Origin of the sequence: Paracoccus broussonetiae (assembly GCF_031854425.1) — a bacterium.
Lineage (GTDB): Bacteria > Pseudomonadota > Alphaproteobacteria > Rhodobacterales > Rhodobacteraceae > Paracoccus > Paracoccus broussonetiae.
The window spans coordinates 22,958-38,079 of sequence record NZ_JAVRQI010000002.1 but is presented as its reverse complement, the minus strand read 5'-3'; the positions used below and the strand labels follow the sequence as shown (position 1 = coordinate 38,079).

The following is a 15,122-nucleotide window of genomic DNA, read 5'->3' as shown; positions in this document are numbered from 1 at the left end:
GCCGTTCGCTTGCTAACAGCCGGATGATTAATCGTGTAACCATCAGCGGATTCGGGGATGGACAAGCCGGCCGGTCATGCCGCCGCATCGATGCAGGACATTGCCGACGCGCTGGGAATCTCGCGCGCGACGGTTTCGAACGCATTGCGCGGCAAGGGCCGCCTGTCCGAAGAAACCCGCCGCCAGGTCCATGAAAAAGCGGCCGAACTGCGCTTTTCTCCATCAGGCTTGGGACGCGCATTGCGAACCGGTCGCACGCAATCCTTCGCCATCATCCTGCCTGATTTCCGCATGCCACTTTTCGCGGAATTCGCGCGTGCCTTCGCGATGGCGGCGCGCAAGCGCGACCTGGCAATGACGGTCGCGGATTCGCTTGGCAGTCTTGAAATGCAGACCGAACATCTGCGCGACATGGCGGCGCGCGGCATGGATGCGCTGGTGCTTGTGCCGATGCGCGGATCGCGGCTTGAAGGTTTGGCCCTGTCGCGTCCGCTGATGGTCGTCGACGCCGCCAGCAACCCGCTGAACGCGGTCTCGTCCGACCACAGGCAGGGCGGGGCGCTGGTCGCGCGCCACCTGATCGGGCTGGGTCATCGCGACGTCCTGCTGCTGGGCGCAAGCGGACAGGATTCGCGCGTGAACGCCCTGCGCCTGCAAGGCATGCGCGAGGTGTTCGACGCACAGGGCATCACCACCCGGCACATGGCCCTGCCGCCCACGCACGAAGCGGCGCGGGATGGGCTGGCCGGATGGAATCCCGGGCCGGTGACGGCGATCGCCGCGGCCTATGACGCCCTTGCGGTCGGCGCGGTCATGGCCTTGACCGCACGCGGCCTGAGCGTCCCTCAGGATATTTCGGTCGCAGGCTTCGACGATACGGTCTGGGGCCGGATCGTCGCACCCGCGCTGACGACGATCCGCCAGGACCTGCAAACGGTCGCGGAGCTGGCGCTTGCCCATGCCATGGGCGAACGAACCGCCCCCGACCTGGTTCCCGTCACCCTTGTTCCCCGCTGCTCGACCGCCGCAGCCCCTTCCGCCCGCAAAGGATAACCCCATGAGACTTCTGCTTTCCGCAAGCCTTCTTGGCCTTGTCGCAACCTCTGCCGCCGCCGCGGACAAGACGCTGACCATCTCGGTCTACGGCATTTCGCAAGATGCCTACAAAGAGGCGCTTTATACCCCGTTCGAGGCGAAGTGCGGCTGCAAGCTGGTGGTCGAGATGGGCAACTCCTCGGAACGGCTGGCCAAGCTTGAGGCGAACAAGGCCAAGCCGGTGGTCGACGTGATCGCGTATTCGGACGCCAATGCGCTGGAGGCGGCAGGCAAGGACCTGATCCAGCCGGTCGACCCGGCCAAGCTGCCGAACCTTGCCGATGCCTATGAATTCGCCCGCGATCCGGTCGGCGGCAACATGGCGGTGGGCTATACCTTCTACGGCACCTCGATCGTCTATGATTCCGACGTCATCGACGGGGTGGGCAGCTGGCTGGACCTGTTCGGCGACAAGCTGAAGGGCCAGGTGGCGCTGCCCAACGTCTCGACCACGCAGGGCCCGCTGGCGCTCCAGATGATCGAGACGGCGCTGGGATCGGACGATCCGAAATTCGCAAAAGCCATTGATCTGGTGGCCGATCATCGCGACGACATCGTGACCTTCTATGAAAAGGGCGGCCAGATCCCGCAACTGATGCAGCAGGGCGAGATCGCGGCCTCGGTCATCGGTCGCTTCGGCTGGGCGAACCTTCTCAAGACCGTCCCGAGCGCCCGCTGGGCCACCCCGAAGGAGGGCCAGTCGGGCGGCATGAACGTGCTGTCCATCGTCAAGGGCGCCCATGATCCGGATCTGGCGCACCAGTTCATCGACTATTGGCTGTCGGCCGAGGTCCAGCAGAAGCTGGCCGAGGGTCAGGTGGACAGCCCCGTGAACCAGAAGGTCACCGTCTCGGACGAAATCGCCGAGGGGCTGACCTATGGCCCCGAGATGGCCACCGCCATCAAGTTCCTGCCCGCGAAGTCGATGCTTGAGAACCGCGACGCCTGGCTTGAGGCCTGGAACGCCAAGGTCGCGCAGTAAGACGCGGAAAACCCAACCGGCCACGGCGCGCTGCCGTGGCCCCTCGACACGGGGGAATGTCGCGATGTTTCAGGACCGCAGGCTTGGCCTGGCGCTTCTGGCGCCGGCCACGCTGTTCATCATTCTGGGCTTTCTGCTGCCGGTGGCGATCCTGCTGTCCGGCGCATTCCAGACGCCCACAGGCTGGGGCATTTCAAGCTTCACCGAATTTTTCGCCAAGCCGCTGCATCGCGAGGTCTTCTGGCGCACATTCCGCCTTGGACTTTACGTCACCGCCATATCCGCCGTGATCGGCTATGCGGTGGCGCTGTCGATCGTCGACGCCTCGGACAAGGGCAAGGGGCGGCTGATCGCCACGCTGGTGCTGCCGCTGATGATCTCGCCCGTGGCGCGGACCTATGCATGGGTCGTGATCCTGGGCAAGACGGGCATCGTAAACCAGTTCCTGACCGGGGCAGGCATCCTTGATACCCCCGCGCGCATCCTGTTTTCCGAAACCGCGATCTTCATCGGCCTGATCCAGCTTTTCTTTCCGCTGATGGTGCTGCCGCTGATCTCGGCACTGGAAAACCTGCCCCGCGACGTCGTCCCTGCCGCGCGGATGCTGGGCGCGAACTGGTTGCAGGTCTTCTGGAAAGTCATCCTGCCTCTGACCCGCGAAGGGCTGGTGGTGGGCGGAACGCTGGTCTTCGTCGGCTCGCTGACCGCCTATGTCACCCCGGCGATCCTTGGCGGTTCCAAGGTGCTGATGCTGGAAACGCTGCTGTATCAGCGCGTGTCCGTCGCAAACGACTTCGCGGCGGCAGGCGTGATCGCCATCATCCTGATCGCCATGTCGATCATCACCAATTTCGTGTTGAAGCGTCTCGCCACGGCGCGGAAAGGGGGCAAGTGATGCGCATTGCCGGACAGACGATCCTGTTTCTGGTCCTTGCCTTCCTGATCGGACCGTTCATCCTGATCTGCGTCGCCGGGCTTTCCGGGGGCGAGACGCTGGCGTTCCCGCCCGACGGGTTGTCACTGCGCTGGGTCGCCCGCGTGTTCGAGGTGGACAGCTTCCGCGCAACGTTCACTGTATCGATCACGCTGGGGATCGGGGCCACGCTGCTGGCGCTGCTGATCGGCGTGCCCGCAGCCTATGGGCTGGAACGCTACAACCCGCCGGGCGCCAACGCGATCCGCAATATCCTGAGTTCGCCGATCATCGTGCCGGGGATCATCGTGGGCCTCGCGCTCTTGCGCCATCTGGTGATCCCGATGGGGGTCGGCATTCTGCCCGCGCTGTTCATCGGGCATACGGCGCTGCTGATCCCCTATGCCGTCCGCATCGTCTCGGGTTCGCTGATGAACCTGCGCGTCGATATAGAAGAGGCGGCGGTGCTGCTTGGCGCCACGCGGCTGCAAAGCTTCATCAAGGTCGTGCTGCCGAATATCCGCAACGGCATCATGGCCGCCTTCATCATCGGCTTCATCACCTCGTTCAATCAGGTGCCGGTTTCGCTGTTCCTGACCGGTCCGGGGGTCTCGACCCTGCCGATCGACATGATGGCCTATATGGAATTCAACTATGACCCCTCGATCGCCGCGCTGTCGGGCCTGCTGGCGCTGATGTCGCTGCTGATCGTGATGGTGGCCGAGAAACTTCTGGGACTTTCGCGCTATGTCTGATGCCTTCCTTTCCCTGCAAGACCTGACCCTTGGATATGGCGACTCGGTCGCGGTCGAGGCACTGAACCTGGAACTTCGCCGGGGTGAACTGGTCGCGCTGCTTGGCCCTTCGGGCTGCGGCAAGACCACCACCATGCGCGCCATCGCCGGCCTGATGAAGCCGATGTCCGGGCGCATCACGCTGGACGGGCGCGACATCACCCGCGTCGCACCGAACAAGCGCGGTATCGGGCTGGTCTTTCAGTCCTATGCCCTGTTCCCCCACCTGACCGTGTTCGAGAACGTGGCCTTCGGCCTGCGCTTGCAGGGCGTCGCCAAGGACGAGATCACGCGCCGTGTGAATGCCGCGCTTGCCTCGGTCGGGCTGGGCAGCTTTGCCGATCGCCAGCCGAAAGCGCTGTCCGGCGGCCAACAGCAGCGCGTCGCGCTGGCGCGTTCGATCGTGGTCGAGCCGAAGCTGCTGCTGCTGGACGAACCGCTGTCGAACCTTGACGCACGCCTGCGGCTGGAGATGCGCTCGGAACTGGCGCGACTTCAGAAAGAGCTGGGTATCACCATGATCTACGTCACCCACGACCAGTCCGAGGCGCTTGCGCTGGCGGACCGTATCGTGGTCATGCGTCAGGGCCGGATCGAACAGATCGACACCCCCGCCAACATCTATGAACGCCCCGTCTCGGGCTTCGTGGCCGAGTTTATCGGCTTCGAAAACACCTTCGCGCTAAAGGATGGCGCGCTGACGACGGCCAAGGGCCGTCTGCCGCTTGATACCGCGCCCAAGGCGCACGGACTGGCATGGCGGCCCCGTGCCGTCCTTTTGGGCCAAGGGGCGCACGAGGGCCGCGTGATCGGCGCATCCTATCTGGGCGAGACGGTGGAATACCTGATCGACAGCGCCGCCGGCCCGATCAAGGCGGAGACCCCGGCCAATGCACCCCGGCACGCGATGGGCGAAAGCCTGCGGTTCGACCTGCCGGTCGAGTCTGCCGCCGTCCTCAGCAGGGCCTGACATGTCCCCCCTGTGGATCGACACCGACATGGGCTTTGACGACCTCGCAGCCATCGGGCTTTGCCTGTCGGGCGGCGCGAAGATTGCGGGGCTGTCGGTCGTCGCGGGGAATGTCCCCTTGCCCCGCGCTGTCGAAAACGCCTGCGCGGCGGCCGAAGTCTTTGGCTGGGACATGCCCATTCTCGCCGGCGCGGCGAAGCCGTTGGCCGGGGCGTTGCAGACTGCCGCCTATGTGCTGGGCGATGACGGCATGCCCTCGGTGGGGGCACATCTTCCGCCGGCGACGCGCATGCCTGATCCGGGCGACGCGGTCGAGGCGATGGCGGATTATCTTCGCGAGGGCGGGCGGCGCGTTCTGGCACTCGGTCCGTTGACGAACCTCGCGCATCTGGCCGCACGCCATCCCGGTCTCGCGGCACAAGCGGATCTGGTCTGGATGGGGGGCGCCTTTGCCCGTGGCAACCATACGGCCGTCGCCGAGTTCAACGCCGCCGTCGATCCCGAGGCCGTGGACGCCGTTCTTGGCGCGGGCATCCGCATGGTCATGGTCGGGCTGGAATGCTGCCGCGAGGTGCAGGTCTCGCTTGCCGACATTACGCCGCTGCGCGCGCTACGCGGAGAACGCGCGGCGCTGCTTGCCGACCTTTACGAAGGCTATGTCCGCATTGCCGCAAACGGCGCACGCCCGATGGCGCTTTACGACCCGGTCGCCGCTGCGCTGGCGCTTGAACCGGGGCTCGCCCGATATGCCGACGTCCATATCGCCGCCGAGCTTGACGGGCGGCTGACGCGGGGCATGACCGTCATCGAATGGCGCGGCCACAAGGCCCAACCGAATGCGCGCGTGGCCCTTGGCCCCGACGTCCAGGAAATCCGGCGCCGCTTTCACGCGGCGCTGACCAGCATGTGCAGGGATACCGATGACCGAACCGTCTGAACCGCAGGATCTGAACGCAGGCGATCTGCGGGACCGCGCCGTGCGCGCTGCCTTGGGGCAGGCGCCCTTCGATATCCTGCTGACCGGAGGGCAACTGGTCAACGTCGCGACATCCGAGATCCATGCCGCCGACATCGGCATCGTGGGCGCGCTGGTCGCCTCGGTCCATGCGCCGGGCAGCCGCTCGGATGCCGCCCAGATGATCGACTGCACCGGCCGGTTCATCGCGCCGGGGCTGATCGACACGCATATGCATATCGAAAGCTCGATGGTGACGCCCCGGCGCTATGCCGAGACGGTCGTGCCGCAGGGCACCACCACCGTGGTCTGGGATCCGCACGAAGTCGGCAATGTCGCCGGGCTGAACGGCGTCAGATGGGCTTGCGAGGCGTCGTCGGGTCTGGACCTGCGGGTTCTGGTGCTTGCACCGTCCTGCGTGCCCTCGGCTCCGGGGATCGAGCGCGCGGGGGCCGAGTTCAACCCGCCCGAAATGCGCGAGATGCTGGCCTGGCCGAAGATTCACGGCGTGGCCGAGGTCATGGATATGCGCGGCGTCCTGAATCGGTCCCTCAAGATGACCGGGATCGTCGGTGCCGGGCTTGCCTCTGGCAAGCTGGTCTGCGGCCATGCCCGCGGGCTGAATGGGGCCGAGGTGCAGGGCTTTGCCGCGGCCGGCATTGGCTCGGACCACGAGATCTCGGCGGCCGAGGATTTCATGGACAAGCTGCGCGCGGGGTTCACGATCGAACTTCGCGGGTCGCATGACTATGTCCTGCCCGGCGTGGTCGCCGCGTTGAACGACCTGCCGCACCTGCCTCAGACGCTGACCGTCTGCACCGACGACGTCTTTCCCGATGATCTTGACCGGGTCGGCGGCATGGCCGACGTGCTGCGCCGCCTTGTCGGCCACGGCATGACGCCCGTCGACGCCCTGCGCGCGGCGACGCTGAATGCCGCCATGCGGATCGGGCGCGCGGATCTGGGAATGGTCGCGCCGGGTCGCCGCGCCGATATCGCGGTCTTTGCCGATCTGGACAATTTCCTGGCCCGACTGGTGCTGGCATCGGGCCGGATCGTGGCGCGAGATGGGATCTGCCTGAACCCGACCCATGCCCCCGCCGCGGCCCCGTTCACCGACACGATGAAGCTGCAGCCGCTTGAGGCTGCGGATTTCGAAATTCTCGCCTCCGGTCCGACCGCGCGCGTGAACACCGTGTCGAAGCCCCGCTTCACAGAATGGGGCAACGCAGAGCTTGCCGTCCGGGACGGCAAGGTGCAGGTCCCCGCGGACATGCTGCGGATGGCGGTGATCCATCGTCACGGCAAGGCCGATCCACACCCCGTGGTGGGGCTGCTCCAGGAATGGGGCAACTGGTCGGGGGCCATCGCCACCACCATCGCCCATGACAGCCACAACCTGAACGTCTTCGGCAGCGATCCCGCCGACATGGCGGTCGCCGCAAATGCGCTGATCGGCTGCGGGGGCGGCATGGCCGTCGCCAAAGACGGCAAGCTGCTGGCGCTGCTGGAACTGCCGGTTTGCGGCCTGCTGTCCGATCGTCCCACGGACGAGGTCGGCCGCGCGCTTGACCACCTGCGCGAAGCTGCAGCGACTGTCGCGGACTGGTTGCCACCGCTGCGCAGCTTCAAGGCGCTGGTCGGAGCCTCGCTGGCCTGCAATCCCGGCCCGCATGTGACCGATATCGGCATCTGCGACGGAGCAACGGGCGAGATCCGGCAGACCGTGGCGGACTGACGCCCGCCGCGTGGCGCCTGCGGCCGGTTAGCGGTCCAGCTTCAGGCGCGACCGCATCCTGCGCCCCGGCGACAGGTGGGTCTGCCGGAACGCGTTGAGGTAATTCTCGCGCGTGCGGTGGATATGGCCTTCCAGCAGGCCCGCCAGCTCATCCCGGCGCGGCCCTTCGGCATCAAGGATGCCCAACGCCAGTTCGCGGTGATCGCGGAACGACCGGCGCGGCTCTCCTTCGGCCTTCAGGGCCAAATGGGTGCGCAGCGACGCCACGCGGCCAAGGATCATGCGATAGGCCTCGACCAGGTGACGGTTCCCGGCAGTCTGCACGATCTCAAGGTGAAAGTCGGTATCCGCCCGGCCATAGTCGCGCATGTCCCCTTCGGCCATTGCACGTTCCATGCGGGCACAAGCCGCCTGAAGGCGTGCGGACAGGCCCGGCAGCGCATCGCGCGGCAACAGGCGCAGCGCGCTGGTTTCCAGCACGCCGCGAAAAGTCACAAGATCCGAAATCCCCTCTTCCGAGGGGGAATAGACGAAAGTGCCGGATTTCGGGACGATGATGACCAGCCCTTCGACCTGCAGCAGGTTCAGGGCCTCGCGGACCGGGGTGCGGGAGACGTCGAAAGCCTGCGCGAGGATTTCCTCGGACAGGCTTTCGCCGAACTCGAAATCCGCATCGACGATCGCCTGCCGGATCCGGTCGGCGATCTGTTGCGAGAGCAATTGCTTGGCACTGGGCTGGCTGCTTTTGCGGGCTGTCACGGTCATTTCTCGGGTTCGGATGGCGCGCGCCCGCCTTGGGCGCGCGCGGGGGTCAGTCGCGCTTCGCCTTCAGCGTCATGCAGAGCAGCGATCCTAGGACGGGGAAGATGGCAAGGGCAAGCAACGACAGCTGGAAGCTGTCCGTCGCCGACTTGACGTAACCCACGATGTAAGGCCCGGTGAAGCCGCCAATCTGGGCAAAGCCGTTGATCGCCGCGATCCCGCCCGCCGCAGCCGCGCCTTGCAGGAATTGCGGAGGCAGCGTCCAGAACACGCCCATATAGGACCACAGGAAGAAGGCGCAGATGCACAGCAGCACCAGCCCCATCAGCGGCGATCCCGCCATGGCCGAGGCGGCCAGGAAGATGCCTCCGACAAGTCCGCCCATCGCGGTGTGGAACTTGCGCTCTCCGGTCCGGTCCGAACTGCGCGAGACAAGAACAAGACCAGCCCCCGCGAAGATGAACGGAATGGCCGAGACGAAGCCGGTTTGCAGCGTGGTCAGGTTGCCAAGCGACTTCACGATCTGCGGCAGCCACATGATGACGCCGTAAACTGCAATGCCGTTGAACATGTAAACGATGGTCAGCAGCCAGACGCGCCAGTCGCGGAAGATCTCGGCCAGGTCATGGCGGGTGTCCTGCGGCGCGGCGCGGCGTTCGGCCTCAAGCTGGGCGATCAGCCACTTGCGTTCGTCCGGAGCCAGCCAGTGGCGGTCCTTTTCCGGGCTGTCCACCAGATAGAAGAAGGCGACGATCCCCAGGATCGCGGCGGGTACGCCTTCCAGGATGAACATCGCCTGCCAGCCGCGCAGGCCCCAAAGCCCCTCGCCCGCGTCGATCAGCCAGCTGGACAGCGGCGCGCCGAAGACGATCGACAGCACCGTCGCGGTCATGAAGGTCGCAGTGGCCCGACCACGTTCGCGCGCGGGGAACCAATAGGTCAGGTAAAGCAGGATGCCCGGTGCAAAGCCCGCCTCGGCCACGCCCAGCAGGAAGCGCATGATATAGAACGAGGTCGGCCCCTGAACGAAGGCCATCCCGCAGGAAACGAGCCCCCAGGTCACCATGATCCGCGCGATCCAGACGCGCGGGCCGAAACGGTGCAGCATCATGTTCGACGGGATCTCGAAGGCCAGGTAGCCGACGAAGAAGATGCCCGCGCCGATTCCAAAGATATAGGGCGTCAGGCCAATATCTTCGTTCATGTGCAGCGCGGCGAAGCCGATGTTCACCCGGTCGAGATAGTTCACGATGAAGCAGATGAAAGCGAAAAGCACGATCCGCCGGTTCAGCTTGCTGATCGTGCGGTCGCGCAGGTTTGTGTCCAGCGTCATGGACGCGGGGCCGGATAGTGCCATTCCTGAATTCTCCTCCTGCTGCCGGACGCGGGGCCCGGCCATTGCGGGCGCATCCTTAGCGGCTTTCACGGTTTTGACAACTACCATTTTAATCTAGTGCCCTAGTTGACGGGCATCCGCGACCCATGCTTTATCCCCCCGTCATTCTTGCCCGGAGGAGATGCATGAACACCTATCCCTGCTTTGAAAACCGCACTGCCCTGATTACCGGGGGCGCGTCGGGCATCGGCCGCGCCGTCGCGGGCAAGCTGCTTGATCTGGGTGCGAACCTGGTGGTGTGGGACATCAATGCGGCACGGCTGGAGGAACTGCGGGTGCTGGCGCCCGACCGGATCGAAACGGCGGTAGTCGACGTCTCGGACAGCAGCGCCGTTCGCGCCGCGGCCGAGGTCGCACGCGCACGTTTCGGGGGTTTCGACTATCTTCTGAACAACGCGGGCATCATCGGGCGGCACATGTCCGTCACCGAGCTTGACGAGGCAGAGCTGGACCGCGTGCTGGCAGTGAACCTGAAAAGCGTGTTCGTCGTCTCGAACGTCTTTCTGTCGGCCCCCTCGGGCCGCGAGGGTCGCGCGATCGTCAACCTGTCCTCGATCGCGCAGCGGACGGGCGGCATGGTCGGCTCGATCGCCTATGCCACGACCAAGGGCGCGGTCCATTCCTTCACCACCGCGCTTGCCAAGGAATTGGCCCCGCATGTGCGCGTGAATGCGATGGCCCCCGGCGTCATCGATACCGAGATCCAGAAGGACGTGTTCACCGATCCCTCGAAAATCGCTGCGATGGCGGACGTGATCCCGCTGAAGCGACTGGGCACCGCCGACGAAGTCGCGGATTGCGCGGTGTGGCTGTTCTCGGACGCCTCGGCCTATGTCACCGGGATTTCCATCGACGTATCGGGGGGGCGCTGAAATGGCGGACCAGGCAAGCGCGCTGCGTCGCGCCATCCGGCAGGGGCTGGTCATGGCCCCCGGCGCAGCCGATCCGCTGACCGCGCGGATGGTCCAGCGCGCGGGTTTCGGGGCCGTCTACATGACCGGCTTCGGCGCCACGGCGGCGCGATTGGGAATGCCCGATATCGGGCTGATGAGCCAGACCGAGATGACCGATCATGCCCGGAACATGGTGCGGGCGACCACGATCCCGGTGATCGCGGATGCCGATACCGGCTATGGAGGGCTTGCCAACCTTGCCCGCACGGTCGAGGAATATGCTGCATCGGGCGTCGCCGCGATCCATCTTGAAGACCAGCAGATGCCTAAGCGCTGCGGCCAGCGCGCCGGCATCCGAGTCATCGACGCCGAGGAAAACGCGCGCCGCCTGCAGGCCGCCGTCAAGACACGCGGTACGCATGAGATGATGCTGATCGCCCGCACCGACGCCCTGCCCGCCCTTGGCATCGACGAGGCCGTGGCCCGCGCCAGACGCTATCAGGATGCGGGCGTCGATCTGGTTTTCGTCGACGGCATCAAGAAGATCGCCGAGGTCGAGGCCGTCGCCCGCGCCGTGCCGGGCCCCAAGGTCGTCAGCATCGTCGACGGGAACGAAACGGTGGCGCTGAAAGCCTCGGACTTGCAGGACATGGGGTTCTCGGTCGCCTTCTATGCGCTTTCCGCGCTGTTCACCGCGGTCCGGGCCGTGTCGCAGACTCTGGAGACGTTGAAGGCCGATGGAACACCCGTCCGCCGCGCCGACGCGATGTGCAGCTATGGCGAATTCGCCGATCTGGTGGATCTCGAGCGTTTCGACGGGCTGGACCATGATTTCGGTTGGCCGGTGACTTCCTGACCGGCCCGTCGCCGCCGCCCGCGCGTCAGGCCCAGCCTTCGCGGGTGGCGGCGACCCGAACTTCCTGTCCCGCAAGCTCTGCCTGCAGCGCGTCGATGCAGCCCGCATCCGGACCGATCGCGACAACCCGATCCATCGGCAGCTCGCCCGCCCCTTCGACCGGTACCAGCGTCACGACCCCGCCGGCCAGCTGCAAAAGCTGGGGGAGCGCGTCTTCCGACAGGCGCAGATAGCCCTTCAACCGATGGATTCCGCGCTGGTGGCGACTGATGGCTGCCAGCAAGTGTTGGCGATCGACCGGGCCGGCCAGCCGCAACGTCCGACTGGCGAACAGGTTGCGGTGGTCGCCGTCGCGGTCGTCGGCCGGGTGCAGGGCAGACAAGGCATTGAAGTCATGGGACTGCCGAAGCGCCTGATCCAATACGCCATCCGGGGCGAGGTGCTGGCTGGCCAGAGGGTTCATACCGGCCAGCAATCGCGCCGCCCGCCGCAGCGCCACCCGCCCGGAGATATCCGCCCGTGACAGAAAAAGCGCATCCGCGCCAAGGATCTGTCTTCGTGCGACCTGACCCGTTCGGGGATCGGCCAGACGCTCGGCAATACACAGCGGGTCGACCACCGCCAGCACCGCCTGGCAGTCAAGGTCGCGTTCCGCCAGCGCAAAGCTTGCCAGCCGGCGTGGCTCGGCGACGCCGCTGGCTTCGATCACCAGCCGATCCACCTTGCCGCGCAGGTTCAGCGCCTTGTCGAAGGCATCGAACAGTCCCCCGCCCATCGAGCAGCAGATGCAACCGTTGCTGAGCTGGATCGTGTCGGTCGTCTGCCGCGCGATCAGCGAGGCATCGACCGGCACGTCGCCGAAATCGTTGACCATGACCAGCACCCGCTCGGTCGCGCGGGTCAGCAGGTGGTTCAGCAAGGTGGTCTTGCCCGCACCAAGATAGCCGCACAGGATATTGACAGGCAGCGGCCCCGCCATCGTCAGAACGACCCTGCCGGAACCGCCTGGCCGCCGAAGACTGTGCCCCAGACGCGGACTTCGCGCAGACGCTCGGCCCCCAGAGCGTGGGGGTCATCCTCAAGCACCGCGAAATCGGCGCGCTTGCCAACCTCGACCGAACCGATTTCGCTGTCCAGCTTCAGCGTATAGGCCGCACCCAGCGTGATCGCATGCAGGGCGGCGTCCAGGCCGATCCGCTCGGATGTGCCAAGCTGGCGACCGCTGTCGGTGCGACGGTTGACCGCGCACCAGGCGGTGACAAGGGGGGCAAGCGGCGTGATCGGCGCATCCGAGTGAATGGCCAGCGGGATCCCCATTTCCAAGGCGCTGGCGCAAGGGTTCATGCGGCTGGCACGTTCCGGGCCGATCGTGACCTCATAATGCTTGTCGCCAAAGTAATACAGATGGTTCGCGAACAGGTTCACGCAGCATTGCAGGGCCGCGATCCGGCGAAGCTGGGCGCGATCCGCCATCTGGCAGTGCTGGAGCACGTGGCGATGGTCGGGGCGGAAATGCCCGGCCAAGGCCGCCTCCAGTGCCTCGATGGCGGCAAGGCTGGCGCCGTCGCCGTTCACGTGTATATGCATCTGGATGCCCTGCCGGTTCAGGTCATCGGTCATGGTGCGCAGCGCCTCGGGTGCGATGTTCCAGCTGCGGTTGTCGGTGCCCCGGTAATAGCCCGGCTCCAGCAACTGCGCGGTAAAGCCCTGGATCGAGCCATCGGTGACGATCTTGACCCCGCCAAGCCGCAGGCGGTCGGTGGAACGTGCCTGCAGAGCCGTCGCGCGCGGCCCGATCTCTTGCGGCGGCAGGGCCATTGCCGACAGCATGGGCACCAGCCGCAAGGGATAGTCTGCCTTGCCCGTCGTCTCCTCCAGATTGGCCAGCATGTCATCGCCAAGATCGTTCAGCAGGTCGGTCGAGGTCGTTACCCCCGCCCGGCAGGCCGAGCGGGCGAAGTTCCAGATCGCCTCGGCATCGCCGCCCATGCTGCGAAAGCTGGCCCCCACGCGGCGCATGACCGGGAACATCGCCCCCATCTCGTGCAGCTCGCCGTGCAGAATGCCGTCCTTGCCGCGCAGGACACCCGGCACATCGGTCGCGTCATCGTATCCGGCCAGTTCCAGCGCGGCGCTGTTGGCGGTCAGAAGATGCATGTTGGAATGCAGGACGACCACCGGCCGCGTGGTCGAGACCTGATCCAGATCCAGCCGTGACAGTCGCTCGCCGGGGACGAACAGCGGATCGAAACCCCAGCCGATGATCGGGCCATCGCCCAGTTCGGCGGCACGTTCGCGCAGGCGTGCGACCAGTTCCCCGGCGCTGGCGATGCCCGGCCAGACGCGGCCATCAGGGGCGGTGCGTTCGTAATGTCCAAGATAGGTAAAGCGCCAGATCGAGCCCTCCATCATGTGGGCGTGACCCTCGACGAAACCCGGCATCAGCACCTTGTCTGCGAAGCGGTCATCGTGGCGCACCTCGCCCCAGTCGCCCATGTCACCGGGGCTGCCGACGGCAAGGATGCGCCCTTCGGGCGAGACCGCCACATGCGTCGCCTCGGGCCGCGAAGGGTCCATGGTGATGATGCGCTTGGCAGAAAACACGGTAGGGATCATGCGACGTCTCCGACGAACCGATTGTTTTCGCCAGATTAGCCGTGACATCCTTCCTGCGGGAAATGCATAATTCAGCGGTAATTCCTCTGATATGCTGAGGGTAGAATGCACTACACCCTGAAACACCTGCGCTATATCGAGGCGGCCGAGCGGCACCAATCGATCACCGCCGCTGCGGAAACACTGCTGGTCTCGCCATCGTCGATCGCCGCCGCCATCGACCATATCGAGGCGCAGGCGGGTCAGCCGGTCTTTGCCCGTGTCCCGTCGCGCGGGATTGCCGCCACCCATTTCGGGCGCAAGTTCCTGGACGAGATCCGGCTTCTTCTGGCAGCGCAGGCGCGTTTCGACGACAAGATCATGAACCTTGGCCAGATGATCGACGGTACCGCGCGCATCGCCTGCTTTACCCCGCTGGCCCCGATCCTTCTGCCCACCATCCTGTCGGACGTGCGCGAACGCTATCCTCAGCTTCGCATCGATGTCATGGAAAGCACCTCGGAAGAGATCGGGGGCGCATTGGAAAGCGGAGAGGCGGATTTCGCCCTGTGCTATGGCCCCGTCCACGAGCTGATCTATCGCTTCTTGCCGCTGTTCGTAGGCTATCCCCACGCGGCGCTGCCCGTTTCGCATCCCTTGGCCAGCGGGCGCTTCGTCACGCTGGAGCAGCTTGCGCCAGAACCTCTGGTCGTTCTGGACCTGGAAATGTCGCGCCGCTATCTGATGGACCTGTTCACAGGCCGCGGGTTGAAGCCGAACGTAGTCTATTCGGCGCGCTCGACCGACATGATGCGGGCGCTGATCGCCGCCGGCATGTGCTACGGCATCTTCAACATCCGCCCGATGATCGAGCAGACCTATGCCAAGGGCGATCTGGTGCGCCTGCCGCTGGCCGGCGAACTGGACGCACCGCGCGTCGGCGTTCTGACCCGCCGGGACACCAAGTTGACACCCGTTTGCGAAGCGATTGTCGCGGCTTGCGAGATGCAGGCGATGCAGGGGGCCTTCGACCGGGCATTCATCCGTCCCTACATTCCCCAGGAATTCTGAGGAAGTGGGGCGCAAAAATGCATTTGCCGCATAGCTGACCATACGGATTCATTGATGTGACAGCGCCATTGCAGAACCCGGCGCGCGCCCCCAACAGGAGAC

General features: G+C 65.5%; 14 protein-coding genes. 10 read left to right on the top strand and 4 right to left on the bottom strand.

Annotated features, from left to right (window positions below):
- Positions 1–57: 57 nt before the first annotated feature.
- The 7 genes from RM190_RS02735 to RM190_RS02705 all read left to right on the top strand — a co-directional run bounded on the left by RM190_RS02735 (position 58) and on the right by RM190_RS02705 (position 7,447).
- Entirely contained in the window at positions 58–1,053 is a 996-nt protein-coding gene (locus RM190_RS02735) for a LacI family DNA-binding transcriptional regulator (RefSeq protein WP_311757861.1), read from the top strand.
- Between the two features lie 4 nt (positions 1,054–1,057).
- Positions 1,058–2,077 (top strand): ABC transporter substrate-binding protein, encoded by a 1,020-nt coding sequence (locus tag RM190_RS02730; protein ID WP_311757860.1) that lies wholly within the window; start codon positions 1,058–1,060, stop codon positions 2,075–2,077.
- A 64-nt stretch (positions 2,078–2,141) separates the two neighbouring features.
- The gene (locus RM190_RS02725) at positions 2,142–2,972 is read left to right on the top strand and encodes an ABC transporter permease (RefSeq protein ID WP_311757859.1); all 831 of its coding nucleotides are present in this window, start codon (positions 2,142–2,144) and stop codon (positions 2,970–2,972) included.
- A complete protein-coding gene (locus tag RM190_RS02720) occupies positions 2,972–3,745 on the top strand; it encodes an ABC transporter permease (protein WP_311757858.1) in 774 nt (257 codons plus the stop codon). Before RM190_RS02725 ends, RM190_RS02720 begins: the two co-directional genes overlap by 1 nt.
- Positions 3,738–4,754: an ABC transporter ATP-binding protein gene (locus tag RM190_RS02715; RefSeq protein ID WP_311757857.1), complete on the top strand. Its 1,017-nt coding sequence runs from the start codon at positions 3,738–3,740 to the stop codon at positions 4,752–4,754. Before RM190_RS02720 ends, RM190_RS02715 begins: the two co-directional genes overlap by 8 nt.
- A 1-nt stretch (position 4,755) precedes the next feature.
- Positions 4,756–5,691, top strand: coding sequence for a nucleoside hydrolase (locus RM190_RS02710; protein WP_311757856.1), 936 nt, complete (start codon positions 4,756–4,758; stop codon positions 5,689–5,691).
- A complete protein-coding gene (locus RM190_RS02705) occupies positions 5,675–7,447 on the top strand; it encodes an adenine deaminase (RefSeq protein WP_311757855.1) in 1,773 nt (590 codons plus the stop codon). Before RM190_RS02710 ends, RM190_RS02705 begins: the two co-directional genes overlap by 17 nt.
- Before the next feature lie 27 nt (positions 7,448–7,474).
- Here the strand turns inward: RM190_RS02705 and RM190_RS02700 are convergent, their stop codons facing one another.
- Both RM190_RS02700 and RM190_RS02695 read right to left on the bottom strand, forming a co-directional pair.
- A complete protein-coding gene (locus RM190_RS02700) occupies positions 7,475–8,206 on the bottom strand; it encodes a GntR family transcriptional regulator (protein WP_311757854.1) in 732 nt (243 codons plus the stop codon).
- Between the two features lie 52 nt (positions 8,207–8,258).
- Positions 8,259–9,542, bottom strand: coding sequence for an MFS transporter (locus RM190_RS02695; RefSeq protein ID WP_311757853.1), 1,284 nt, complete (start codon positions 9,540–9,542; stop codon positions 8,259–8,261).
- A 188-nt stretch (positions 9,543–9,730) separates the two neighbouring features.
- On the opposite strand from RM190_RS02695, the gene RM190_RS02690 reads away from it, so the two are divergent.
- Together RM190_RS02690 and RM190_RS02685 are read left to right on the top strand one after the other, a co-directional pair.
- Positions 9,731–10,477, top strand: a complete 747-nt coding sequence (locus RM190_RS02690) for an SDR family NAD(P)-dependent oxidoreductase (protein WP_311757852.1) — start codon at positions 9,731–9,733, stop codon at positions 10,475–10,477.
- A gap of 1 nt (position 10,478) precedes the next feature.
- On the top strand, positions 10,479–11,354 hold the full coding sequence (locus RM190_RS02685) for an isocitrate lyase/PEP mutase family protein (RefSeq protein WP_311757851.1): 876 nt from the start codon (positions 10,479–10,481) through the stop codon (positions 11,352–11,354).
- A gap of 25 nt (positions 11,355–11,379) precedes the next feature.
- Here RM190_RS02685 and RM190_RS02680 read toward each other — a convergent pair whose 3' ends face one another.
- Positions 11,380–12,333, bottom strand: a complete 954-nt coding sequence (locus RM190_RS02680; protein WP_311757850.1) for a CobW family GTP-binding protein — start codon at positions 12,331–12,333, stop codon at positions 11,380–11,382.
- Positions 12,334–12,335: 2 nt separating this feature from the next.
- The gene (locus RM190_RS02675; protein WP_311757849.1) at positions 12,336–13,970 is read right to left on the bottom strand and encodes an amidohydrolase; all 1,635 of its coding nucleotides are present in this window, start codon (positions 13,968–13,970) and stop codon (positions 12,336–12,338) included.
- A gap of 105 nt (positions 13,971–14,075) precedes the next feature.
- On the opposite strand from RM190_RS02675, the gene RM190_RS02670 reads away from it, so the two are divergent.
- Positions 14,076–15,020, top strand: a complete 945-nt coding sequence (locus RM190_RS02670; protein WP_311757848.1) for a LysR family transcriptional regulator — start codon at positions 14,076–14,078, stop codon at positions 15,018–15,020.
- Positions 15,021–15,122 lie beyond the last annotated feature (102 nt).